We start from the raw sequence: 22,481 nt of genomic DNA on the forward strand, positions 1-22,481 counted from the left end.
CACTGCTTTTTTTTCATGAGGAAAATAGAATGAAATTTTTAACAAGTTTAACCTTATTCATTATTTTACCTGTGACTGTTGCATGTGCTGATTCAAGTACAGAAACGATTACGCATAAGATGTTAAAACCTTTAATCGAACAGCAGTGTGCCAGTGAATTAAAAGCGTCAAAGATTTGGCAAGTATCCTCATTTTTATGGACAGCTGCACAACAGCAACATGCACAGCAAAAAATCTGTGGCTGTGTCAGTGAGAATGCTTTGAATGATGTCCCTGCTAAACAGCTGGTTATGGCAACGTTTAATGAAGCTGCAAAAAATAAGTTGATTCAACAAGCGGTGATGAATAGTTTAAAAGGTTGTGCAAAGGAAGCATTAAAGTAAAGATCTAGAATTTAAGCAGCATAAATTTAAACCACAATAAAAATATAAAAAAGCACACCGTTTTGATGTGCCTTGCTAGATTTTTTAATTTATATTCGACTAACCTTGTCGTGTCATACTTTTCAATACATTGTCTTTATCAATGAAATGGTGTTTGAGCGCGGCCAGAACATGTCCGACAAGAAGTAAGCCTGCAGCCCATGAAATATAAATATGTAAAGGTTTTACAATCGCTGTTAAATCGGGGTTATCTTGTACAAGTCTTGGAATCTCAAATAAGTACAATACTGGTACGGGATGACCAGCACTCCAGCTAAATAAACATCCTGTGATTGGCAATGCCAATAACATGAAATATAAACCCAAATGACCTAAATGAGCCAAAGTTTTCATCAATGGTGACATGGTTTCAGGTAGTTCAGGTGCAGGGTGGGTGTAACGCCAAAAGATGCGGATAATCACCAAAAAGATAATCACCGATGCAATATTCTTATGTAAGGTAATGACATCACCTTTAAACGGCCCATCGACATCATAGCTTAAAAAATTGCCACTATAAAAACCAATGACCCAAGCGGTAATAAAGATGATTGCCATAATCCAATGCAACCATTGTGCTGTCCTTGTATAGTATTGTGATTTTTGTTGCATGACACAGATTCCGATTTAATTTAGTGCTTATAATATGGATTTTATTAAAAGAAATCAGTTCTAAAAACTCAACGTATTGTTTTAAATTTGCAACGCTTAAAGCAATAATTGTGAAATATTTATCCATTTAGCGTCTAATGAGGTGATTATTCAAATTTTTAGTTTAATCCAAGTATAAGTTTAGGCAAAATAGTCCAGCTTTATCTCATAAAAAGGAAAAAATTGTGAAAAAACGCGTTGTCTTTCTTGCTTCAATCGCTTTAGCTCTATCGGCTTGCGCGACCAATGACCCAACAGGTGCTGCAGCAGCGTCAACAACTCAGCAGTTAGGTGGTGTTGCGCTTAAAATTGCGATCAATGCGAAATGCACAACTGAACTGAATAATTTACCTGCTTGGAAGACTGCAACAAAAGTCATGACTGCAGATCAGAAAAACAATGTACAAAGTGAAATTTGTGGTTGTGTCAGTGAAAAAGCACCACAAAGTGTCAGCACTGTAGATTTGGCAACAGCTGCTTTAGACCCTCAAGCACGTGCTACGATTGTTTCAAATGTGGTGACAAAAACAATTAATGCATGTGTTGCGGAAGCGATGAGATAATTGCATTAAAGTATCAAAGACATATGAATTTATTGATACAGATTTTTCTATATTGATAAATTCATGGTCTTAGGAGTGATGCTGTTTTCTTTATATGGCGTCATTCACATGAAGCAAAATATTCTAAATTTTGATCAGCCGATTGAATTTATGTACAAAGAAAAGGGCTTTCAATCTGTCATCATTTCAAGATGATGATGTATAAACTCAGATAAAACCTGTTGAGCTTCTTTTATGATAGGAAAGAAAATGTTAGTTGCTGGTGTAGATGAAGCAGGACGAGGTCCATTGGTTGGCTCTGTGGTCGCGGCTGCAGTAATTTTAGATCCAAACAAGCCAATTCAAGGCTTAAATGATTCTAAAAAATTAACTGAAAAAAAACGTGAAAAGTTATTCATTGAAATTCAGGAAAAAGCGATTGCTTGGGCAATTGCTGAAGCAACACATCAAGAAATTGATGAACTGAATATTTTACAAGCTTCATTATTGGCGATGCGACGTGCTGTAGAGGCACTTAAAACGGTACCAGAACATGTGCTTGTAGATGGCAATAAAGTTCCTAAAGGCTTAAGCATGAGCTGTGATGCGGTGGTAGGCGGGGATGCTTTACATGCTGAGATCAGTGCGGCAAGTATTTTGGCCAAAGTAACGCGTGATCATGAAATGGTTGAATTAGATAAACAATATCCGCAATTTGGTTTTGCAAAACATAAAGGTTATCCAACCAAAGCACACTTTGAAGCCATTGCTGAACATGGTGTGATTGATCAACATCGTCGTAGCTATTCACCAGTCAGAAAAGCACTAGGTCTTGAATAAAACGGATGATGTTTTTTACTGATCAATAAAAATTTAAAGCGGCTTAAAAGCCGCTTTAGTTTCCAAAACCACTATAATCTTAACGATTATAGGTGTTTTGCGAATTATCATCTTCAAAAGAAGGCTGATAATCTTGATCAATATGTTGCAAATGCTCGTGCATAGCACGCTCATGTTGAATACGTTGATAAATTTCTTCGCGATGCACAGAAACTTCTTTTGGGGCATTTACACCAATACGAACTTGGTTGCCTTTAACACCAAGCACAGTAACACTGACTTGATCCCCAATCATCAAAGTTTCTCCGACACGGCGGGTCAGAATCAGCATGTTTATCTCCTTGCTTAAACGCTAAACCTGCGATGAATTTCTAAAAACTAGAAAACACAACTTTAAATAGCACCGATAATTTTAACAGAATAATGTGACAAGTTTTTCATTTTCACATTGCTCTATTGAAATTTCTCTAAAACCTCAAAACTAATATAACAGAGCCACTATAGAAAACACTATAGTGGCTCTGATTTTTTCTTGGTCAAAACAGCGAATAAGTAGCTATATTTGATCAAAAATTATGCACGCGCACTCGATTCGCCATGTTCACGGTCTAAACCGAAGGCTGTATGGAGTGAACGAACCGCAAGTTCTAAGTAATTTTCTTCAATAATCACAGAAATTTTGATTTCAGAAGTCGAGATCATCAGGATATTAATCCCTTCATCTGCAAGTGCAGTAAACATTTTACTTGCAACACCTGCATGAGAACGCATACCAACGCCAACAATCGACACTTTAACAATGTCATCACGCGTAGCAACTTCACGCGCACCAATCGCTGTAGCCGTTTCTTCTAGGATTGCTTTGGCTTTTTTAAGTTCACCACGATTCACGGTAAAAGTGAAGTCAGTTGTGCCATCTTCTTCAACGTTTTGGATGATCATATCCACTTCAACGTTTGCAGCACCAATAGGCGATAAGATTTTAGACGCAATACCTGGTTCATCAGGTACACCTAAAATTGTTAATTTAGCTTCGTCACGGTTAAATGCGATACCAGAAATAATTGGCTGTTCCATATTGTCTTCCGCTTCAGTAGTGATTAGTGTTCCGACATTGTTTTTGAAATCTTCGTCGAATGCGCCATCATTGTCATTATCAAAACTTGATAATACGCGTAAAGGCACTTGGTATTTTCCTGCAAATTCAACAGAACGAATTTGCAATACTTTAGAACCGAGAGATGCCATTTCAAGCATTTCTTCAAATGAAATACGATCAACTTTTTTTGCTTTAGGTGCAACACGGGGATCAGTGGTATAAACCCCATCCACATCTGTATAAATCTGACATTCATCTGCTTTTAATGCCGCAGCAAGTGCAACACCAGAAGTATCAGAACCGCCACGGCCTAAAGTTGTTGTATTGCCATCAATGTCGAAACCTTGGAAGCCTGCAACAACAATGACACGACCTGCATCCAAATGATTTGTCATCACATCTGTATCAATAGATTCGATACGGGCTTTGGTAAACGCGCTGTCAGTTTTGATACCGACTTGGCGACCTGTGAGTGACTTAGCTTCAACACCAATTGAATTGAGCGCCATTGCTAACATTGAAATCGTTACCTGTTCACCCGTAGACACCATTTGGTCTAGTTCACGAGGATCAGGGGTTTCGGTAATGGCTTTCGCTAAAGCCAATAAGCGGTTTGTTTCACCACTCATTGCGGATACAACCACTACAACCTTGTGGCCGTGGTCATGCCAACGCTTTACACGACGAGCAACATTTAAAATGCGCTCGGGAGTACCCATAGAAGTACCGCCATATTTTTGAACGATTAATGCCATAGTTGTTCCATATAAGCCATGACCCTAATCGGCATTAGGGTCAGTTACACAAAAGGTGAAGTATTATTTTTGAGCAAGCCAAGCAGTTAAATCTGCCATCACTTGTTCAAACTTCTCGTTTAGTGGCGCGCCACCTTGTGCTAAGTCAGGTTTACCACCACCTTTACCACCAAGCTCAGTTGCTAAGTGTTTGATGATGTCACCCGCTTTTAGATTTGCAGTGAAATCTTTAGCTACAGATGCGATAAGACTAACTTTGTCACCTTCTACAGCCGCAAGCACAATCACTGCATTATCTAATTTTGATTTGACACTGTCATGAAGATGACGAACAGACTTCGCATCTTGTCCTTGAACTGTGGCAATAAGTGTTTGGCGACCCGCAATTTCCGTCACTTGACTGATTAAATCAGAGGCTTGGAAATTCGCCAATTTTTGATTCAATTGCTCAATTTGTTTTTGCAATTGATGTGCTGTTTCTAGCGTTGATTGAACTTTTTCAACAGTTTGATCTTTCTGTGCTTTTAATAAATCGTTGATATGCAAAATATCTGCATCAAATTTTTGAACGATTTCAAGCGCTTTGGTACCTGTAACAGCTTCAATACGGCGAACACCTGCTGCAACACCACTTTCAGAAGTGATTTTAAACAGACCAATATCGCCAGTACGTTTTACATGGATACCACCACAAAGTTCGATAGAGAAATTTTTCTCATCTTGGATTGAACCCATAGAAAGTACACGAACTTCATCACCATATTTTTCACCGAACAACATCATTGCGCCTTTTTCTTTGGCAGCATCGATGTCTAAAAGTTCAGTAGAAACGGCGGTGTTTGCAATCACTTCGCGGTTTACAATACGTTCAACCTGTTGAATTTGTTCGAATGTCACTGGTTGGTCATTGGCAAAGTCAAAACGTAAAATGTCAGAAGCGACCAACGAACCTTTTTGTTGTACGTGCTCGCCCAATACTTGACGTAAAGCAGCATGTAAAAGGTGAGTTGCAGAGTGGTTGCGTGCAGTTGCTTCACGAAGATCTGCTTTTACAATTGCTTCAACATTTTGAGTCGCTTTTAGGCTTCCCATTGTCACGATACCTTGGTGAACAAACGCGCCACCAGATTTTTTAGTATCTTGAACTTCAAAAATACCAGTATCGTTTTTGAACAGACCTGTATCACCAATCTGACCACCGCTTTCTGCATAGAACGGTGTTTGGTTCAATACGATTAGTGCTTCATCGCCTTCAACGACTTCATCAACTTGTACGCCATCTTTATAGATCGCAATAATTTGACCTTGACCTTGAGTTGCTTCATAGCCATCAAACTGAGTTTCGCTATCTACTTTCACAATGCTGTTATAGTCAACAGCAAACTTGCCTGCATCGCGTGCACGTTGACGTTGTGCTGCCATTTCAACTTCAAAACCAGCTTCGTCAATTTCCAGTTCACGTTCACGTGCGATATCTGCGGTTAAATCAGCAGGGAAGCCATAAGTGTCGTAAAGTTTAAAGACGGTTTCGCCCGGAATGGTTTTACCTTTGAGGTTGGCTAACTCACCTTCAAGCAGCTTTAAACCTTGTTCAAGCGTTTTGGCAAATAATTCTTCTTCGCGAATCAAAGCTGCTTCAATCACATTACGACGTTGTTCAAGCTCAGGATAAGCAGTGCCCATGGCATCGATTAAAGGTTGCAACATTTTGTAGAAGAATGTACCCGTTGCGCCCATTTTATTGCCATGACGTACTGCGCGACGAATAATACGACGCAATACATAACCACGACCTTCATTTGAAGGGTTAACGCCATCTGCAATCAAGAAACAGCATGAACGTGCATGGTCTGCGACCACTTTAAGTGAAGCAGGGTATTCAATGGGTTTATTGTTTGCTTGTGCTGTTGCAACCGCTTCAGATGTATCAACACCAATAATTTCAGCAGCAGACTTTAATAGGTCTTGAAACAGATCAATTTCATAGTTTGAATTGACATGCTGTAAAACAGCAGAAATACGTTCCAAGCCCATGCCTGTATCTACAGATGGTGCAGGAAGATTATGCAGTACGCCATCAGCAGTGCGGTTAAACTGCATGAAAACGTTGTTCCAGATTTCAATAAAACGGTCGCCATCTTCTTCTGGTGTGCCCGGTAAGCCACCCCAAATATGATCGCCATGGTCAAAGAAAATTTCAGAACAAGGACCACATGGGCCAGTATCACCCATTGCCCAGAAGTTATCAGAAGCGTATTTTTCGCCCTTATTGTCACCAATACGGATAATACGATCTGCAGCTAAGCCAATTTCTTTGTTCCAAATGTCAAACGCTTCATCATCTGAATGATAAACAGTGGCGTATAATTTATCTTTAGGGAGTGCTAACCATTCTTCGCCTGTAAGGAAATCCCAAGCAAAACGAATCGCGTCACGCTTAAAGTAATCACCAAAAGAGAAGTTACCTAACATTTCAAAAAATGTATGGTGACGTGCTGTATAACCGACATTATCTAAGTCGTTGTGCTTACCGCCTGCACGGACACATTTTTGCGACGTCGTTGCACGAACATAGTCACGTTTTTCTAATCCAAGGAAACAGTCTTTAAACTGGTTCATCCCTGCGTTGGTAAAAAGCAGAGTAGGGTCATTGGCAGGTACAAGTGAACTTGACGCGACACGTGTATGTCCTTGCGATTCAAAGTAGCGCAAAAATGCTTCACGTATTTCAGCAGTTGTCATAAAACGAGTACTCACAACCAAGTCACTCCTTAATTTTCGTATTGGCTAAAAGTGCGTTGCTGAGTCTGATTTTTGCGCTCAGTCACCACACGGGCTTATTTTTAAAAACGCCAAAGTATAACGGAAAATGTAGTGTCCACCAATGATTTTAAGGTGAATTATTGGTATTTCTATACATTTTCAACTTTCGTCTGGGGTAAATTTTGGTTGTATAAATTTAAAACATAGCCACATTGCCATTATCGGATTTAAGCTTGCTTAAAAAGGATCAATACTTAAAAAGTTATGATGCTGAAATTTATATACTTGACCATTAAATTTAAGCGTTTGTTGTTGCTTATATTGTTTTTTCACCGAAGTGCAGGTTTTATAGTTGGTTTTGGTCTGGTTTTTGGTTTCTTTTAAAATCATGTCCTGTAAGCCATGTGTCGTTTTATTTGATAAAATGAGGATACTTCTGACCTCTGAATTACTATTCTCTGGACAGTTTCCAATTCGTTCATCGCCGCTATCATTCATACTGATACCGCCAATTTCTTTAATGGGGTGTTTAGGATTAACTTTAAATAAAGTTAAATTACTGTGACTATAAGTGAAACCACCTTGATGCGACGATGAAGTTTCAATTCCCACGACATCAATATCAGTTAATGTTGAAAAACGGGTCGTATGGAGTTGTGCACCATCATAATGATCTGCATCTGAGTAAAAAGTTTCTGGTGCTTTATACTTTTGCAGAATTTTACCCTGATAAGAATCAATTAAGTATAAATATAGATCATGTTCCATATCATCATAAGATTTATAAGCAATCGGTTGACTGATCGCAATAAGCTGAATTTTTTGTTGATTGTCTAAATGGATACAGCTTTGATATGTTTTGGCTTCAGTATTGGCAAAACGTGGGTTGGTTAGTTTAAATTTTTGAATTAAAGAGTCTTGTAATTGTTCTGAGCAAGTTTGGTAAGGTGCTGCAAAACTATTTCCAGCAATCAAAAGCAGTGCAGTGTTTAATACAATTTGTAATCTTTTCATGATCTAACCTTTTTAATTGCAAAATTTAATCAAATTCCAAAGTCTAAAAATTTAAGATGTTTAAAACGATATTTTTTCCCATCGAATTTCATAATATGGTTTTGTTTTTTGACGATACGGTGTGTTTTACAGTTTTTCTCATCAAGTGTTATACGTTCGGATTTTTCAGTTAATTGAATATCTGCTAAACCATGACTTTGCTGTTTTAAGGGATTAAGCAAAATTTGAGTCTCGGTTTGTGCATTATTTTCACATATAGACGGCGTATTACCACCTGAAAAATTAGTCATAAAATTATCTAAAACGAGCTGAACTTTAGCAGAATTGATTTGAAATAGTTTTAATTCACGAATTGTATAATACATTCCCCCAGAATGCCCATAAGTTAAGGCCAATCCAATAACATGAGTATCAGGAGTTTTAGAGTAAGGATTGATATCAAATTTTAAATTTTCAAACTGACTGGCATCTGAAGAGACGGTTTTCGGATAAGTATAATGATTTAAAATTTTTGAAGATGCGGTATCGATCAAATATAAATTTAAATCATAATCCGCAAAGTCAGATTGCATAGCAACAGGATTGCTGATTGCAATAATCTGTTGGTGTTTACTGATCGTTAAGCAGGTTTGGAATACAGGATAACGTGCATCTAAATTTTGTTGTGTGTTTAAGTTGAATTTTTGAATGAGTTGTTGAGTCAGTGTTTCTGAGCAGTTTGAATAGAGATTTTGTGCATGTGTTGGTTGTGTATATAGAAAGGCTAGTAAAATCATGTAGTAAAGATAAAATAATTGATTTAGTTTAAAAATATTTTTAATGGATGGATACATTTATTTTTATCCTAGCTGAATCAAAAAATTATTTTTGAGAAATTTTTATGACTAAATAAAGCATATTCTAACAGTAGTCACGCTAAATCTTATAACATATAGCGCATAAAGTAGTTTGGCTGTAAAAGGACATCTGATGCAACGTGTGGCAATAAACGGATTCGGGCGAATTGGACGGAATGTATTACGCGCTTGGTTTGAAAATCCGAAAAACTTCCATTTTGAAATTGTTGCCATTAACGATATTGCAGATGTTGAAACGCTGGTTCATTTATTTAAATACGATACTACCCATGGTCGCTTTGACGGTGCAGTGAATATCGTACAAGAACATGGACAGCTTTATATGTCGATTGACGCGCGACAAATTAAACTGAAAGTGCAAATTTTAAGACAAGCCAATCCTGAATTATTGCCTTGGAAAGATTTAAATATTGATGTTGTTTTAGAATGTACAGGGCTGTTTCGATCAAGAGCTGCTGCAACGCAGCATATAACAGCAGGTGCAAAACGCGTGATTATCGGTGCAGCACCTTTTGATACTGTTGATGCTGCCATTGTTTATGGGGTAAATCATCATGATGTTAAAGCTAGTGATCAAATTATTTCGGGTGTGTCATGTACCACACAGGCTTTAGTTCCTTTGGTCAAAATTATTGATGATGCATTTGGAATTGACAGTGCATTAATGACTGAAATCCATGCGGTCACTGCGGATCAATCTGTATTGGATCATGCACATCGAGATTTACGCCGCGCACGTGCTTCAGGACAAAATATTATTCCAACTACATCTTCTGCTTTGGGTGCATTAAAACAAGTCATGCCCAAAATGGAAAACCGTATTGATGGTTTTTCAATCCGCGTACCAACAATTAATGTTGCCGCCATTGATTTAACATTTATTGCTAAAGCGCCAGTAACAGCTCATTTAATTAACCAAACCTTAATTCAAGCAGCAAAATATGATTATGCTGAAATTATGTCTGTCACAGATGAGCAATTGGTTTCAAGTGATTTTAATCATTCACCTTATTCACTGATTGTTGATCTGACTCAAACCATGGTCGTGGGGCAACAGGCGAAAGTGTTTGCTTGGTACGATAACGAATGGGGCTATGCAAATCGCTTGCTAGATTTGTGTGAATCATTTTATTAATCTAATATTTATCACTTTAAAATAACTTTAATGACTTGAGTTTAATCGAGACGAAGATTGACGTGTTTTGTTGGGGGTGAATGATGTTTTATATATATTTGGTTATTGTGATTCTTTATCTGGCCATGATGTTTGTGATTTGGCAAATGGGAAAGTTAAAGAAAGAAAACCTTGAATGGCTTAAGCATGTGCAGAATCATGAGCAACAGATCCATGCACAAGAGCAACATCTCAAACAGACCTTACAAATTATGCAAGATTTGGCTAAAAAAATGCATGTACAGCAGCAAGTTTTAGACAATACCTCAACACGTTTGACTCAAGTTGAGTTTCAAAACGCTGAATTAATTAAAATATTACAGCAAAATTCAAAACCTTAATTGAGGTTTTGAATTGCATCAAGTCAGGGATATTGGCTATTCAGATCACTTAAAGCATAAAGTATCGCAAGATCCCTGTTGCAATAATACTGATCAGTACAGTGGGCAATAATGAAAAATAACAAGCTGCGAACAGTGTGATGATAATTGCAATCAAGTTGGCTGGTTGGTCCGTAACAAAGTAGGGGGCAATCACTGAAATCAAAACACAGCCGGGAATAACCTGTAAAATTCGCGTGGTTCTTTTGCTGAGGTGTTTATTTTTTAACAGTAAATAACCTAAGATTCGAGTTAAATAGGTTGTTAATCCTACACAAACAATGGCGATGAATGTCGTCATATGAATCATTCTTCATCTCCAATCAGTAAAAAAGCAGCAAAAATTCCTGAAATAGAACCAATCAATACATACCAGCCTTTGGGTAGATAATAATAGGCCAGTGCTGCCGCGATCAGGCTAATCAACCAAGGCAGAGCGGGTTTAAAGCCCTTCCACATTCCACGTAAAAGCACCAGGAAAACTGCGGGGAATGCCATGTCAAAACCAAACTTTGTGACATCACCAAGGAAAGAACCAATGCCGACTCCCATCGTGGTAAAAACCACCCACATCACATATAACGCAAAACAAAGGCCGATATAAAAAAACACACTAAATCCTGCATAGGGATTGCGAGGGTTTTGTTTGTGTGCATCCGTAATGCTAAGGGCCCAACTCTCATCACACATAAAAAATAATAATGGAAGGGCTTTGCGATTGGGCAAATGTCGAATATAGGGTGCTAAACTTGCGCCCATTAAAATATGGCGACTGTTGACCAGAAAAGTGATCAGAATTAAAAACAATAATTGAGGAGGCTGCGTCCAAACTTCAATAATGGCGAACTCAGAACCACCAGCAAAATTGAGTCCTGTTAACAATGGAACTTCTAAGGCAGAAAATCCTTTTTGCGCTGCTTGTGTTCCTAAAACCAGTGCAAAAGGGATAATACCCAGTAGCATTGGAATAGAGGTTTTAAGCCCACGTACAAACTCTCTAAATTCAATTGAATAGGTCAGTTCAGTCGTAGTGTTCTTAAAACTTAACATGAGTCGCTCAATGGTCGCTAAAACAAGGTGATTTTTATTTTATGCCAAATGATTCGCTATATTTCGCTAAACTTGCTGCCTGTAAAATAATTTTTGCAATATTATTGCTGGAATATGTTATTTTTTAGTTTTATCTGCTAGAAATAATTTTATGAAATTGGATCAGATAGATCGGCGTATTCTGTGTGCATTACAACGTAATGGAAAACTACAAAATAATGAATTGGCAGAACAGATAGGTTTATCCGCTTCACCTTGTTTAAGACGAGTAAAGCAACTGGAGGATGAGGGGGTCATTGACCAATATGTTGCATTGGTCAATCCACACAAAGTAGATCTTAGTTTGACAGTCTTTGCACGAATTTGGTTAAAGAGTCAGGATGAACAAGCGGTCAATCAATTTATCGAAAGCATTATGAATATTTCTGAAATTGTTGAATGTCAACTTATGGCAGGTGATTGTGATTTTTTCTTACGTATTGTGGTTTCTGATTTAGAGGCATATCGTAAATTTCAAATTAATCATTTGAATAAAATTCCAGGGATCCAGAATGTCAAAACTGAAATCCCTTTACAGAAGATTAAACAGACCACAGCCTTACCGCTGGATTAGTTTTTTGATTCGTTTTCGAATAACTTTAAATATTTTATCGGCACTTGTTCCGTCAACCAAACCCCATTTTCAGCACAATAAAATCGGAAACCATCTTGATGCATCTGTTTGGTGTCTAATATGAAAATGATGACTTTGCCATGTCGTTGTCCCACTTTTTGTGCTGTGACTAAATCAGCAGATAAATGCACATGATGACGTTCGCCTGAAATTAAGCCTTTTTCTAAAATGCTGTCGACAAAGCGAGTTGCTGTGCCATGAAAAAGTGTATCGGGCGGCGTGATAGCAGCATACTCACGTTGAACTTGAGCACTAGAGTGACCTTGTACTGCGCGGATTTTGCTTTGGTCAGGTGCGAGCTGGAAGCGTTTTTTATCACTGCTTTCAACAATCTCGATCAACTCTACGAGTTTAAGCGGTCTTTTGTGTTTGATCATTTGCTGCAAAAGGATATGTACATCCGTCCAGCCTTCGGAATCGAGTTGGATTGCAATGGTTTCTGGTTGATGTCGAAGTACTAAACTTAGAAATTTACTATGTTCGCGTAATGTTTTTTCTGAAGATTTCATTTGTTATTCTTACATGATTTAGATTTGGGTATAAAAATTAAGGCTGAGTTTCAATTGCTCTTACGACACTATCTACTGAATATTGTCCCCATTCAGAGAGTTGCTCGATAAATAAATTGATTGCATGACTATCAAAATGCGCAACCAGCATATAGCAAGCGGAACCACAGACTTTATAGCAACTTTCAATTGACTCAAATTGAGCGATAAATGCTTCAAACTGTTCAAATTCATTATTCTGCATCATCACACGTATAAATTGTGTAGATTGATGCTGTAGCGTAATCGTATATTTCTGAATCGTTCCTTCATCTTGCATTCGCGCAATGCGACTTCCTACAGCTTGCCCTGTACGGTGTACTAATTTTCCGATCTCTTTATTGCTTAAGCGAGAATCAGTTTTTAGTATTTTTAAAATTTTGAGATCAATTGGGTCATTTGGCAACATAGTGAATTGAACAAATTTTCAGTTTGAAAGTTTCTAATCGATTATTCTTTCATGAGTGACTGCAAATCGCCAGCTGTTTTGATTAATCTTATAAAAACATCAACACAAGGGTTAGGGATACACCATGAGTCAAACAGCATTATTAGTGATAGATGTACAAAACGATTATTTTCCTCAAGGGAAGATGGAGTTGTTCTGTGCGGAACAGGCTTTAAAACACATCAATCGTTTGGAAGATCTATTTATAAAGCGTGAGCAGCCGATTATTTATATACAGCATATTGCCAATCAACCTAATGCTACATTTTTTCAAGCAGGAACGTCGGGTGTAGCACTACATTCGGGTTTACGCGTTAAGACCGATTCAATTGTGATTGAAAAACACTATCCCAATAGCTTTTTTCAAACCACTTTAAAAGCAGAATTAGAGCGACTGAATGTTGATAAATTGGTGATTAGTGGCATGATGACGCATATGTGTGTTGATGCGACGTCACGTGCAGCAGCAGAATTCGCTTATCAACCGACGATCATTGCAGATGCGACAGCGACGCGTCCATTGAGCTATTCAGGCAGAACGGTTGAGGCAGAAGATGTACAAACAGCCTGTTTGTCAGCCTTTCAAATGTTTTCACAAGTGGTCACTATTGAGGGCTATTTAAAATAGTTGAAAGAGTCAAAATAACAGGGAAGTACAGCGATTCGATTTTGTACTTCCCTTTAAATCTGAATAAAAATTTATGCTTGGTTTAAGAAACCTTCTTTGATTTTTTCAGGTAAACCTGTATGCCACCATGTATAAATGGAGGATTTTATTTCGTCATCTTGTTCAGGATCATTGAAAGGTTCATCATCTTCGCGAATCAATTCATCGTCTTCAAATTTAAACCAGAATTCCCACGGGTCATCATCTCCACAACCCCAAGCCAGTGTGTGAATTTCAGGGAGCAATGCTTTTAAGAAAAGTAGGATTGCTTCGATAAACTCATCACCCGAAGAACCATGCACAAAATGGGCAACTGAATAGCCTGCAATAGCGTGTAATGATTCAGGACCCAAATCAAACTCAATATTGTCAACTGTATTTAAAAGATCTTTTGCAAGTTCTTGCCCCAATTGTGAGTTTAGCTCAACTGCAACAGCAATAAATCTATCTTGTTCACCGCGATGCTCTTGAAATAAACGGCCTAGCTTTTGCATGATTTCCGTATTTGGATGCGTGTAATATAAGTTGCTATGTAGTTCCATACTTCCCCAGTTTTTAGTATTTCAGTTGCTTTAAATAGATGCTGTTTTTCTAAACGAATAAATTATATTTTCAACAACGCAAATAGCAATCAACACTTGTGTGAAAAGTTAAATAAATACAAAGAATTGAAGTGGGATAGTGTGTAATAGATGGTTTTTTGCCTAAATTATGCATAAGTGGTCAAATTATCTAGGCATCAAAAGTTATTTTATTAATGCATGGCGCAGATGATCGTGCTAAAATAAGAGAAATCGGGTGTGTTCCCGATTTTTTTATGCGGATTACTTCCGCGCTGACAGGATTTAGGTTTACAACATGCCCATTTCAGAGACATGGTTATTACCTGATGGTGTAGCTGATGTATTACCAGAGCAAGCGCAAGTAATTGAAAAATTGCGCCGTGAAGCTTTAGATTTCCTCGCATCACGAGGTTATCAGCTGGTGTATACGCCATTCATCGAATACATCGAATCTCTTTCTTCTCTCTCCGAATCGAATCAAGATTTAGACTTAGCCACTTTTAAAGTCATCGACCAACTTTCAGGTCGTTTACTTGGTGTGCGTGCCGATATGACACCACAAGTGGCTCGTATTGATGCCCATGTACATCAAGTACAAGGTGTGGCGCGTTACTGCTATGCAGGAACTGTACTTCATACTAAACCACAAGGTTTTAATACCACGCGTGCACCACTTCAGTTAGGTGCAGAGTTATTTGGTTCAGACAGTATTGACGCAGACGTTGAAATGATCGACGTGATGCTCAATCTGCTTAATACTGCGGGTTTAGCTGATGGTATCCATCTTGATTTAGGGCATGTAGGACTGTTTAGAAGTCTGGTAAAACATGTGGGTTTAAACAAATCAACAGAAAGCCACTTATCTGATTTGTATCAGCGCAAAGCACTACCAGAACTTGCTGAATTCACTCAAGATTTAGAATTCGGTTCTGATTTTTATGCTTTAGGTCGTTATGCAAGTGATCTGGATGCATTGCAAGCGAATATTAGCGCAGAGATTTTTGCTGATGAAGCATTTAAAAATGCTTTTGAGGTACTTAAAACAACATATACAGAAATTCAAGCACGTTGGCCAAAACTCAATATTGGTATCGATGTTGTAGAGCTTCGTTCGTACCATTACCACACTGGGTTAATGTATGCCGTGTATGCACCGAACCGTGCTGCACCGTTGGCACAAGGTGGTCGTTATGATGGTATTGGTGAACACTTTGGACGCGCGCGTCCTGCAACAGGCTTTTCTTGTGACTTGTATTCCTTAAGTGCGGGTCAACGTCAGCAGATTGAAAAAGTGGTTGCACCGAAAGGTACCGAATCCACTTTGCTGGATGCGATTGCCGTAGCACGTCAACAAGGTTTAAGTGTAATTCAGTTATTGGGTAATGACGATTTAAACTCAGTTCCAAATGCAACCCACCAGATGGTGAATGTTGCAGGTGAGTGGAAAATCGAAACAATTTAAGTATCAGATTGAATGTTCATGTCATTCGATTTGGTTTTCTATTTTAACAGCATGATGTAATGAGGCTATTATGGGCAAAAGTGTTGTGGTACTCGGTACCCAATGGGGCGACGAAGGTAAAGGTAAAATCGTTGACCTGCTCACAGATCAAGCAGCTGCGGTAGTACGTTATCAAGGCGGACATAACGCAGGGCATACGCTCGTCGTTGGTGGTAAGAAAACAGTTCTTCACCTCATTCCATCAGGTATTTTACGTGAAAACGTACTTTGCTTAATTGGTAATGGTGTTGTACTTTCACCTGAAGCATTGATCAAAGAGATGGATATTCTTGAGAAAGAAGGCGTACCCGTTCGTGAACGTCTGCGTATTTCTCCAAACTGTCCGTTGATTCTTCCTCACCATATTGCACTTGATCAAGCGCGTGAGAAGAAACGTGGTAATGCCAAAATCGGTACAACAGGTCGTGGTATTGGTCCTGCTTATGAAGATAAAGTAGCGCGTCGTGCGATCCGTGTTGCGGATTTAGTTCGTGGTGGCGAACATCTTAAAGCACAGCTTGAAGAGCTTCTTGAATACCATAACTTCCAATTGACTCAATTCTTCGGTGTTGAAGCAGTTAAAGTTGAAGATGTGTTGGCACTTTGTGATCAATGGCGCGAAGTGGTTAAGCCATTAGTTTTAGATGTGATTACAACATTGCATGACTATCGTAAAGATGGTGCAAACATCATGTTTGAAGGTGCGCAAGGCTCACTTCTTGATGTCGATCATGGTACATATCCGTATGTAACTTCATCGAACACTACTGCTGGTGGGGTAAGTTCTGGTTCAGGTCTTGGTCCATTGCATCTTGACTATGTTTTGGGAATCACCAAAGCCTATACAACTCGTGTAGGTGCAGGTCCATTCCCAACTGAGCTTGTTTATGATGCTGCCAATGATGTTGGCGATGCAGTTGGTAAACATTTGGGTACTGTGGGTTCAGAATTCGGTGCGTCGACTGGTCGTCAGCGTCGTTGTGGTTGGTTTGATGCTGAAATCTTACGTCGTTCTGTAGATGTAAACTCATTATCAGGTATTTGCTTAACTAAACTTGATGTTTTAGATGGTTTGGAAGAAGTAAAAATCTGTATCGGTTATGAAGCTGCGGATTCAGGTTGTGTGGGTTCTACAGATGCGCTTGCATTTGAAACATTAAAACCAATTTATGAAACTATGCCTGGTTGGTCTGAGTCTACGTTTGGTGCGAAATCATTGGATCAATTGCCACAAAATGCAATTAACTATGTAAAACGTATTGAGCAGTTGATTGAATGTCCTATCGACATCATTTCAACAGGTCCAGATCGTGATGAAACAATTGTGATGCGTCATCCATTTGATGCTTAATTGATTCAATCTTTAAAAAGCTCCTTCGGGAGCTTTTTTTGTTATTCTTTTTAGGTGTTTTAAATAAAGTGTGATTATATTTTGATTTTTTTTGTAAAATACAACATAATTCAGCCGCTAAGAGCTGAGCTTCGTTTTGAAGCTTGCAATAAGATCTATGAAATTTGGTGAAAATAATGATTAACAAGAAACTATTACTTGGCTTAGGGTTGGCTATAGGCTTAACAGGGTGTACCACTGTTGCTGAATTAACGGGTAATGATTCTGCGACTTTAAACCTCAATGCAGCAGCAGATTATAAACTTCTTGTTGAAGATGCAAAGGCACAAAAAGCACTTGATACAACATCTGCAACATATAAACGAGTCAATGCTGTTTTCTTAAAGATGAAACCTTTTGCTGATCAAGCAAATCAAACGGGTCAAAAATTTGACTGGCAATTGAGCGTGCTTAAATCCAATGAACTCAATGCATTTGTCATGCCTGGCGGTAAGGTTGTGTTCTTTACAGGTATTGTCAATCAATTGAAACTGACTGATGCTGAAATTGCTGCCATTATGGGACATGAAATGACCCATGCCTTAGAAGAGCATTCTAAACGTGGTGCTGGCGCAACTGCAATTACAGATTTTGCTGTGAAAATGGGCAAAACTTATGCGGGCGATAAATTGGGCTCAGTCGGCACTCAAGCTTTAGATATCGGAAGTAAATATGGTGTAGGTTTGCCATATTCACGTAGTTTAGAGTCATCTGCTGACCGTGGTGGATTAATGCTTATGGCGAAAGCTGGCTATAATCCTGAAGCAGCAATCAGTGTTTGGCAAAAAATGAACAAGATCGATGGCGGCAGTAATAATGGAGTACAGAAGTTCACTTCAACACACCCATCAAATAACGACCGTATTTCAGATTTAAACAAAAACATGGTTGAAGCAAAGCAAATCTATCAATCTGTGATTAAAAAGTAATTTGATTGTAGAACGCTAAGCCCGATGTAAATCGGGCTTTTTATTTACAGCTAAAAAAGACTAAAGTCGATATCAATTAGACTAGGTTTTCAAGTTTAGCTTGTTAAAATGTATTTTTAGATACACATTGAGTTTGTAGGATGCAAAAGAATATATCGAGCACGATATTTTATTCTCTGATTTTTGCTATGGGCGGTGCTCCAACGATCGCAATGCTGATTATTCAGGCTCAAACCAATGATCTGAATATCATCAATAATGCATTGCTTGGTCTGAGTGTGATGGTTGCATGCGTACTGGTTCCTATTATTTTGATCCAGAATGCATTTTTGTTTATCAAAAGAAATGATCAATATTTAGAACAAAAGATTATTCCATTGAAAAACATATATTTGACGCTGAATGTAATTTGTCTCATATATTGGTTGGCAATTCAATTTTTGTGATATTTCACTTACATAATTAATATGAATTAATGGATTTTATTGATTTATCCTTATGTAACATTTGCATATAATCCACAATGCTTTTATTTGTTCTCCATGGAGTTGATTATAATGAACAATAAATTAATGCTTAGTCTTTGTGCGGCGACTGCCATTTCAATTTCAGGGTGCTCAACTATTGCGGATATGGCAGGTGCTGATTCTGCAACGCTTAATTTAAATGCAACACAAGGCTTTAATAAAACAGTGCAAGAAGCACGTTTGAATAAGACTCTAGATACAACTTCTGCAACTTATAAAAAAGTGAATGCAGCATTTATTCGATTAAAACCTTTTGCTGATCAAATGAACCAAACGGGTCAAAGATTTGACTGGCAATTGGCAGTACTTAAGTCAGATGAAATCAATGCTTATGTTGCACCTGGTGGTAAAGTGGTTTTTTACACAGGGATTGTAAATCGACTCAATTTATCTGAAGCTGAAGTTGCTGCGGTGATGGGCCACGAAATGACCCATGCTTTAGAGGAACATTCTAAACAAAAATTAGGTGCGCAAGCGTTGACCAATCTTGCAGTTGGTATTGGTAAATCTTATGCAGGCAGCCAAATTGGTGAATTAGGCAATGCGGCGCTCGATTTGGGAAGCCAAGTCGGGGTAGGCTTACCATACTCACGTAGTTTAGAAAGTCGTGCAGATGAGGGCGGCTTAATGATGATGGCGAAAGCTGGCTATAATCCTCAAGCGGCAATTACCTTGTGGGAAAAAATGGCGAAACAGGGTGGAGGAAAAGGTTCTGCATTACTGTCAACACATCCATCTGATGTCAATCGTATCAATGCAATGAAAAAGAATTTACCTGCTGCAATGGCAGTTTATACTGCGCGAGGCGGAAGATAAGTTTTTTGATAAAACCTATCGAATAGAAAAGGATGCTTATGCATCCTTTTTTATTGAAAACAATGTAGAACAACACGTGTTTTAAAACCAGTACTTAAGGTGCGGGGTTTGGCTGCTGCTGATGAATCGCATCTATTTCCAATAAAATTTCTTCAGACAATTGGGTATCAAAGGCCTGAATATTCTCTTTTAGTTGGTCGAGCGTAGTCGCACCAATAATGGTACTACTCACAAAAAATTGTTGTTTAATAAATGCTAAAGCCAATTGGGTAAGTGTTAAACCATGTTTTTCTGCAAGCTGTGCATATTGTTCAGTTGCCCAATCACTTTGTGGATTGCTATAGCGGCTAAAGCGAGAAAAAAGCGTAATACGTCCTTTTTCAGGGCGTGCGCCGTGGCGATACTTTCCAGTTAAGTAACCAAAGGCTAAGGGGGAGTAAGCGAGTAAGCCAACGCCCTCGTGTTGTGCGATCTCAGACATCCCAATTTCATAAGTACGATTAAGTAAACTATAAGGGTTTTGTACGCTCACTATTTTTTCTAAGCCCAATTGTTCAGCTAGATGTAAAAACTTTAAGGTACCCCAAGGTGTCTCATTGGATAAGCCAATATGACGAATACGCCCTTTTTTAACTTCTTTCGAGAGTGCTTCTAAGGTTTCAGCAAGCGGGGTGATGTCTTGTGTACGTGCCGCAAGCTGATTGCTGTAGCCCAACGTGCCAAAGAAGTTAACAGGGCGTTGTGGCCAATGCAGTTGATAAAGGTCTATATAGTCTGTTTGTAAGCGCTTGAGCGAGCTATCAATAGCACTACTGATTTCTGCTTCTATAAACTTGGTATGCCCATCACGAATTTGACTACCACCTTGTTGGGGGCCTGCAATTTTTGTGGCAATGATAAGTTTGTCACGCTGACCGTTTTGAGCAATCCAATTCCCAATGATGCTTTCAGTCGACCCCTGTGTCTCTGGTTTAGGGGGTACGGGATACATTTCAGCAGTATCCCAGAAATGAATATTTTGATCGAGTGCATAAGCAAGTTGTTCAAATGCTTCATTCTGATTATTTTGTTCACCAAAGGTCATGGTACCTAAACAAATTTCAGGGACCACAAGATCAGAATGCCCTAAACGATTTGACTTCATTTTATGTCCTTCAAAATTAATATTCAGTATCTTATGAGAATAATAACGTAATTTAAATTTGATAACTAAGTGAAAGAATGTTTCTAATTATCAAAATAAGATAAAGTTATCTGATTCTTTTATAAAATGCTCATTTTAGCTTGGTCTTGTTTTATAACATGGTCATGAGACCAGCTCACAGTAATTCTCTGTGTATTTATCGCAACATGAAAAAAGCAAACTCGGGAGTTTGCTTTTAAACTATATTTTAACTTTTTAACAATATTTGATATTTATCCCATTCAACATAATTCTTTAAGGAATTAAATTCTCAAATTTGTTCTCAAGCTTTATTCATCATCTGTGCTTAGTTCGTCTTCAGAAAAATTAGATTCTTCCAAAGATACATCAAATATAAGGATGGCTTTACCGTCGGTTTCGATCATGCCTTGTTCTTCAAGTGTTTTTAGAACACGACCAACCATTTCACGGGAACAACCCACGATACGACCAATTTCTTGGCGAGTAATGCGGATTTGACGGCCGTTTGGCAAGATCATCGCTTCAGGCTGTGCTGAAAGATCAATTAAACAACGCGCAATACGACCAGATACATCAATAAATGCAAGGTCAGTTACTTTGCGTGTTGTATTTTTTAAACGACGAACAAGTTGTGCAAATACAGCATAACTTAAGTCAGGATATTGTTTACTAATTTCGTGGAAATTATCATATGAAATTTCAGCAATTTCACATACGTCACGGGTTCTTACTTCCGCAGTACGTTGTGGATTTTGCTCAAATAATCCCATTTCCCCGAAAAAGTCCCCAGGGTTCAAATATGCAACAACAATTTCACGCTCATCATCTTCACGTAAAATAATTGAAACTGAACCTTTTAAAATTAAATACAGTGATTTTGACTCTGAACCTGCATCAATAATCGTTGAGCGTTTTGGAAAACGATTGATGTGGGCTCTTTTGAGCAAAGCTTTGACTGACTCAGGTAGTTGACCAGGAGACAAAGCATCTGTACTAAGTTGTGCAAAATTAGAAGACATGCTTAAAAATTCCGAATTGGATAATAACTAGATCTGTTGATCTAAATTGAACTCGTCACGTAGAAGCAGTAGAGATGAAATTCCTTATCAACTCATTTTATGCTAGTGTACAGGTACCCCGTAAATTTATAGCTTTTTTTAGGTAGTTGCAATGCAAACTAGCGTTCATTGGTTAGAGAATGTTGCTTTCGAAGCAAAATCAGAAAGTGGTCATCAAATTGTGATGGATGGTTCTGCTGAATATGGTGGTGAAAACCGTGGACCACGTCCTATGGAACTCATATTAATGGGACTTGGTGGGTGTGCTTCATTCGATATTGTGACCATTTTAAAGAAATCTAGGCAAAATGTAACAAATGTTGTTTGTCAGCTCAAAGCGGATCGCGCAGACACGATTCCAGCTGTATTCACGAAGATACATTTACATTTTGTGGTAACAGGGCATGATGTAAAAGAGAAGCAAGTAGCTAAAGCTGTTGAATTATCAGCCGAAAAGTATTGCTCAGCAAGTAAAATGCTGTCCGATGGTGGTGTTGAAATCACCCATGATTTTGAAATTATTTCCGCGGAATAACTGAATTAATTTTAAAAAAGCCAATCAAAAGATTGGCTTTTTTTTAACGCGTTTTGGCTGCTTAAGTTGGTGACTTATCCGATCAAAATTAAAAAAAATAAATTATTACAAAAT

26 protein-coding genes are annotated in these 22,481 nt (G+C 38.3%); 13 read left to right on the plus strand and 13 right to left on the minus strand.

Annotated features, from left to right (window positions below; all coding sequences use genetic code 11):
- The first annotated feature begins 29 nt into the window (after positions 1 to 29).
- Entirely contained in the window at positions 30 to 383 is a 354-nt protein-coding gene (locus tag MTO68_RS09520; RefSeq protein WP_034611944.1) for a hypothetical protein, read from the plus strand.
- A gap of 99 nt (positions 384 to 482) precedes the next feature.
- Here MTO68_RS09520 and MTO68_RS09525 read toward each other — a convergent pair whose 3' ends face one another.
- A complete protein-coding gene (locus MTO68_RS09525; protein WP_004721181.1) occupies positions 483 to 1,034 on the minus strand; it encodes a cytochrome b in 552 nt (183 codons plus the stop codon).
- Between the two features lie 224 nt (positions 1,035 to 1,258).
- On the opposite strand from MTO68_RS09525, the gene MTO68_RS09530 reads away from it, so the two are divergent.
- Together MTO68_RS09530 and rnhB are read left to right on the plus strand one after the other, a co-directional pair.
- Complete coding sequence (locus MTO68_RS09530; protein ID WP_004820799.1) at positions 1,259 to 1,636, plus strand: hypothetical protein; 378 nt, start codon at positions 1,259 to 1,261, stop codon at positions 1,634 to 1,636.
- Positions 1,637 to 1,885: 249 nt separating this feature from the next.
- On the plus strand, positions 1,886 to 2,455 hold the full coding sequence (gene rnhB, locus MTO68_RS09535; protein WP_004820802.1) for a ribonuclease HII: 570 nt from the start codon (positions 1,886 to 1,888) through the stop codon (positions 2,453 to 2,455).
- Between the two features lie 79 nt (positions 2,456 to 2,534).
- Here the strand turns inward: rnhB and csrA are convergent, their stop codons facing one another.
- From csrA to MTO68_RS09560, 5 genes are all read right to left on the minus strand, one after another.
- Positions 2,535 to 2,786 (minus strand): carbon storage regulator CsrA, encoded by a 252-nt coding sequence (gene csrA / locus MTO68_RS09540; RefSeq protein ID WP_004721174.1) that lies wholly within the window; start codon positions 2,784 to 2,786, stop codon positions 2,535 to 2,537.
- Between the two features lie 242 nt (positions 2,787 to 3,028).
- Positions 3,029 to 4,309 carry an aspartate kinase gene (locus MTO68_RS09545; RefSeq protein ID WP_004721171.1) on the minus strand — a complete coding sequence of 427 codons (1,281 nt, stop codon included), beginning with the start codon at positions 4,307 to 4,309 and terminating at the stop codon, positions 3,029 to 3,031.
- Between the two features lie 63 nt (positions 4,310 to 4,372).
- Positions 4,373 to 7,066, minus strand: a complete 2,694-nt coding sequence (alaS, locus tag MTO68_RS09550) for an alanine--tRNA ligase (RefSeq protein ID WP_244015733.1) — start codon at positions 7,064 to 7,066, stop codon at positions 4,373 to 4,375.
- A gap of 243 nt (positions 7,067 to 7,309) precedes the next feature.
- Positions 7,310 to 8,086, minus strand: coding sequence for a hypothetical protein (locus tag MTO68_RS09555; RefSeq protein ID WP_244015734.1), 777 nt, complete (start codon positions 8,084 to 8,086; stop codon positions 7,310 to 7,312).
- 29 nt (positions 8,087 to 8,115) lie between these two features.
- Positions 8,116 to 8,919: a hypothetical protein gene (locus MTO68_RS09560; RefSeq protein ID WP_244015735.1), complete on the minus strand. Its 804-nt coding sequence runs from the start codon at positions 8,917 to 8,919 to the stop codon at positions 8,116 to 8,118.
- Positions 8,920 to 9,055: 136 nt separating this feature from the next.
- Here MTO68_RS09560 and MTO68_RS09565 point away from each other — a divergent pair, with 136 nt between their 5' ends.
- Entirely contained in the window at positions 9,056 to 10,078 is a 1,023-nt protein-coding gene (locus MTO68_RS09565) for a type I glyceraldehyde-3-phosphate dehydrogenase (protein ID WP_244015736.1), read from the plus strand.
- A gap of 83 nt (positions 10,079 to 10,161) precedes the next feature.
- Positions 10,162 to 10,458: a hypothetical protein gene (locus MTO68_RS09570; RefSeq protein ID WP_347814812.1), complete on the plus strand. Its 297-nt coding sequence runs from the start codon at positions 10,162 to 10,164 to the stop codon at positions 10,456 to 10,458.
- 49 nt (positions 10,459 to 10,507) lie between these two features.
- Here MTO68_RS09570 and MTO68_RS09575 read toward each other — a convergent pair whose 3' ends face one another.
- Positions 10,508 to 10,807 (minus strand): AzlD family protein, encoded by a 300-nt coding sequence (locus tag MTO68_RS09575; protein WP_004721162.1) that lies wholly within the window; start codon positions 10,805 to 10,807, stop codon positions 10,508 to 10,510.
- On the minus strand, positions 10,804 to 11,547 hold the full coding sequence (locus tag MTO68_RS09580; RefSeq protein ID WP_209826327.1) for an AzlC family ABC transporter permease: 744 nt from the start codon (positions 11,545 to 11,547) through the stop codon (positions 10,804 to 10,806). The genes MTO68_RS09575 and MTO68_RS09580 overlap by 4 nt, the downstream gene beginning before the upstream one ends.
- Before the next feature lie 151 nt (positions 11,548 to 11,698).
- On the opposite strand from MTO68_RS09580, the gene MTO68_RS09585 reads away from it, so the two are divergent.
- Positions 11,699 to 12,160 (plus strand): Lrp/AsnC family transcriptional regulator, encoded by a 462-nt coding sequence (locus tag MTO68_RS09585; RefSeq protein ID WP_244015738.1) that lies wholly within the window; start codon positions 11,699 to 11,701, stop codon positions 12,158 to 12,160.
- Here the strand turns inward: MTO68_RS09585 and MTO68_RS09590 are convergent.
- Together MTO68_RS09590 and MTO68_RS09595 are read right to left on the minus strand one after the other, a co-directional pair.
- On the minus strand, positions 12,157 to 12,729 hold the full coding sequence (locus tag MTO68_RS09590) for an RNA 2'-phosphotransferase (RefSeq protein WP_244015739.1): 573 nt from the start codon (positions 12,727 to 12,729) through the stop codon (positions 12,157 to 12,159). The two genes, MTO68_RS09585 and MTO68_RS09590, sit on opposite strands and share 4 nt — an antisense overlap.
- 37 nt (positions 12,730 to 12,766) lie before the next feature.
- Positions 12,767 to 13,177: an AsnC family transcriptional regulator gene (locus MTO68_RS09595; protein WP_004820950.1), complete on the minus strand. Its 411-nt coding sequence runs from the start codon at positions 13,175 to 13,177 to the stop codon at positions 12,767 to 12,769.
- A 124-nt stretch (positions 13,178 to 13,301) separates the two neighbouring features.
- Here MTO68_RS09595 and MTO68_RS09600 point away from each other — a divergent pair, with 124 nt between their 5' ends.
- Positions 13,302 to 13,844, plus strand: a complete 543-nt coding sequence (locus tag MTO68_RS09600; RefSeq protein ID WP_244015740.1) for a cysteine hydrolase family protein — start codon at positions 13,302 to 13,304, stop codon at positions 13,842 to 13,844.
- Positions 13,845 to 13,915: 71 nt separating this feature from the next.
- Here MTO68_RS09600 and MTO68_RS09605 read toward each other — a convergent pair whose 3' ends face one another.
- Positions 13,916 to 14,425, minus strand: coding sequence for a hypothetical protein (locus MTO68_RS09605; RefSeq protein WP_244015741.1), 510 nt, complete (start codon positions 14,423 to 14,425; stop codon positions 13,916 to 13,918).
- 316 nt (positions 14,426 to 14,741) lie between these two features.
- Here MTO68_RS09605 and MTO68_RS09610 point away from each other — a divergent pair, with 316 nt between their 5' ends.
- From MTO68_RS09610 to MTO68_RS09630, 5 genes are all read left to right on the plus strand, one after another.
- A complete protein-coding gene (locus tag MTO68_RS09610) occupies positions 14,742 to 15,908 on the plus strand; it encodes an ATP phosphoribosyltransferase regulatory subunit (RefSeq protein ID WP_004820956.1) in 1,167 nt (388 codons plus the stop codon).
- Between the two features lie 70 nt (positions 15,909 to 15,978).
- Positions 15,979 to 17,298, plus strand: coding sequence for an adenylosuccinate synthase (locus tag MTO68_RS09615; protein WP_004721148.1), 1,320 nt, complete (start codon positions 15,979 to 15,981; stop codon positions 17,296 to 17,298).
- 176 nt (positions 17,299 to 17,474) lie between these two features.
- Positions 17,475 to 18,266, plus strand: coding sequence for a M48 family metallopeptidase (locus MTO68_RS09620; protein ID WP_004820958.1), 792 nt, complete (start codon positions 17,475 to 17,477; stop codon positions 18,264 to 18,266).
- A gap of 140 nt (positions 18,267 to 18,406) precedes the next feature.
- Positions 18,407 to 18,712: a hypothetical protein gene (locus tag MTO68_RS09625; RefSeq protein WP_239045800.1), complete on the plus strand. Its 306-nt coding sequence runs from the start codon at positions 18,407 to 18,409 to the stop codon at positions 18,710 to 18,712.
- Between the two features lie 111 nt (positions 18,713 to 18,823).
- Positions 18,824 to 19,609, plus strand: coding sequence for a M48 family metallopeptidase (locus MTO68_RS09630; RefSeq protein ID WP_004721143.1), 786 nt, complete (start codon positions 18,824 to 18,826; stop codon positions 19,607 to 19,609).
- Positions 19,610 to 19,703: 94 nt separating this feature from the next.
- On the opposite strand, the gene MTO68_RS09635 is transcribed toward MTO68_RS09630, so the two are convergent.
- Together MTO68_RS09635 and crp are read right to left on the minus strand one after the other, a co-directional pair.
- Positions 19,704 to 20,753: an NADP(H)-dependent aldo-keto reductase gene (locus MTO68_RS09635; protein WP_244015742.1), complete on the minus strand. Its 1,050-nt coding sequence runs from the start codon at positions 20,751 to 20,753 to the stop codon at positions 19,704 to 19,706.
- A gap of 329 nt (positions 20,754 to 21,082) precedes the next feature.
- Positions 21,083 to 21,793 (minus strand): cAMP-activated global transcriptional regulator CRP, encoded by a 711-nt coding sequence (gene crp / locus MTO68_RS09640; protein WP_004721139.1) that lies wholly within the window; start codon positions 21,791 to 21,793, stop codon positions 21,083 to 21,085.
- Positions 21,794 to 21,944: 151 nt separating this feature from the next.
- On the opposite strand from crp, the gene MTO68_RS09645 reads away from it, so the two are divergent.
- On the plus strand, positions 21,945 to 22,367 hold the full coding sequence (locus MTO68_RS09645; RefSeq protein ID WP_004721138.1) for an OsmC family protein: 423 nt from the start codon (positions 21,945 to 21,947) through the stop codon (positions 22,365 to 22,367).
- Positions 22,368 to 22,481 lie beyond the last annotated feature (114 nt).

Source organism: Acinetobacter sp. NyZ410, from assembly GCF_022828975.1.
In the GTDB taxonomy this organism is placed as follows: domain Bacteria; phylum Pseudomonadota; class Gammaproteobacteria; order Pseudomonadales; family Moraxellaceae; genus Acinetobacter; species Acinetobacter guillouiae.

Bases quoted from the DNA above. Each gene is read 5' to 3' on its own strand.
- MTO68_RS09630 (WP_004721143.1), top strand. From the start codon at position 18,824: ATGAACAATAAATTAATGCTTAGTCTTTGTGCGGCGACTGCCATTTCA.
- MTO68_RS09520 (WP_034611944.1), top strand. From the start codon at position 30: ATGAAATTTTTAACAAGTTTAACCTTATTCATTATTTTACCTGTGACT.
- MTO68_RS09635 (WP_244015742.1), bottom strand. From the start codon at position 20,753: ATGAAGTCAAATCGTTTAGGGCATTCTGATCTTGTGGTCCCTGAAATT.
- MTO68_RS09560 (WP_244015735.1), bottom strand. From the start codon at position 8,919: ATGTATCCATCCATTAAAAATATTTTTAAACTAAATCAATTATTTTAT.
- MTO68_RS09605 (WP_244015741.1), bottom strand. From the start codon at position 14,425: ATGGAACTACATAGCAACTTATATTACACGCATCCAAATACGGAAATC.
- MTO68_RS09615 (WP_004721148.1), top strand. From the start codon at position 15,979: ATGGGCAAAAGTGTTGTGGTACTCGGTACCCAATGGGGCGACGAAGGT.
- rnhB (WP_004820802.1), top strand. From the start codon at position 1,886: ATGTTAGTTGCTGGTGTAGATGAAGCAGGACGAGGTCCATTGGTTGGC.
- MTO68_RS09570 (WP_347814812.1), top strand. From the start codon at position 10,162: ATGTTTTATATATATTTGGTTATTGTGATTCTTTATCTGGCCATGATG.
- MTO68_RS09585 (WP_244015738.1), top strand. From the start codon at position 11,699: ATGAAATTGGATCAGATAGATCGGCGTATTCTGTGTGCATTACAACGT.
- MTO68_RS09545 (WP_004721171.1), bottom strand. From the start codon at position 4,309: ATGGCATTAATCGTTCAAAAATATGGCGGTACTTCTATGGGTACTCCC.
- MTO68_RS09600 (WP_244015740.1), top strand. From the start codon at position 13,302: ATGAGTCAAACAGCATTATTAGTGATAGATGTACAAAACGATTATTTT.
- MTO68_RS09625 (WP_239045800.1), top strand. From the start codon at position 18,407: ATGCAAAAGAATATATCGAGCACGATATTTTATTCTCTGATTTTTGCT.
- MTO68_RS09565 (WP_244015736.1), top strand. From the start codon at position 9,056: ATGCAACGTGTGGCAATAAACGGATTCGGGCGAATTGGACGGAATGTA.
- MTO68_RS09555 (WP_244015734.1), bottom strand. From the start codon at position 8,086: ATGAAAAGATTACAAATTGTATTAAACACTGCACTGCTTTTGATTGCT.
- MTO68_RS09590 (WP_244015739.1), bottom strand. From the start codon at position 12,729: ATGAAATCTTCAGAAAAAACATTACGCGAACATAGTAAATTTCTAAGT.
- csrA (WP_004721174.1), bottom strand. From the start codon at position 2,786: ATGCTGATTCTGACCCGCCGTGTCGGAGAAACTTTGATGATTGGGGAT.
- MTO68_RS09645 (WP_004721138.1), top strand. From the start codon at position 21,945: ATGCAAACTAGCGTTCATTGGTTAGAGAATGTTGCTTTCGAAGCAAAA.
- MTO68_RS09620 (WP_004820958.1), top strand. From the start codon at position 17,475: ATGATTAACAAGAAACTATTACTTGGCTTAGGGTTGGCTATAGGCTTA.
- MTO68_RS09580 (WP_209826327.1), bottom strand. From the start codon at position 11,547: ATGTTAAGTTTTAAGAACACTACGACTGAACTGACCTATTCAATTGAA.
- crp (WP_004721139.1), bottom strand. From the start codon at position 21,793: ATGTCTTCTAATTTTGCACAACTTAGTACAGATGCTTTGTCTCCTGGT.
- MTO68_RS09525 (WP_004721181.1), bottom strand. From the start codon at position 1,034: ATGCAACAAAAATCACAATACTATACAAGGACAGCACAATGGTTGCAT.
- MTO68_RS09595 (WP_004820950.1), bottom strand. From the start codon at position 13,177: ATGTTGCCAAATGACCCAATTGATCTCAAAATTTTAAAAATACTAAAA.
- MTO68_RS09610 (WP_004820956.1), top strand. From the start codon at position 14,742: ATGCCCATTTCAGAGACATGGTTATTACCTGATGGTGTAGCTGATGTA.
- MTO68_RS09575 (WP_004721162.1), bottom strand. From the start codon at position 10,807: ATGATTCATATGACGACATTCATCGCCATTGTTTGTGTAGGATTAACA.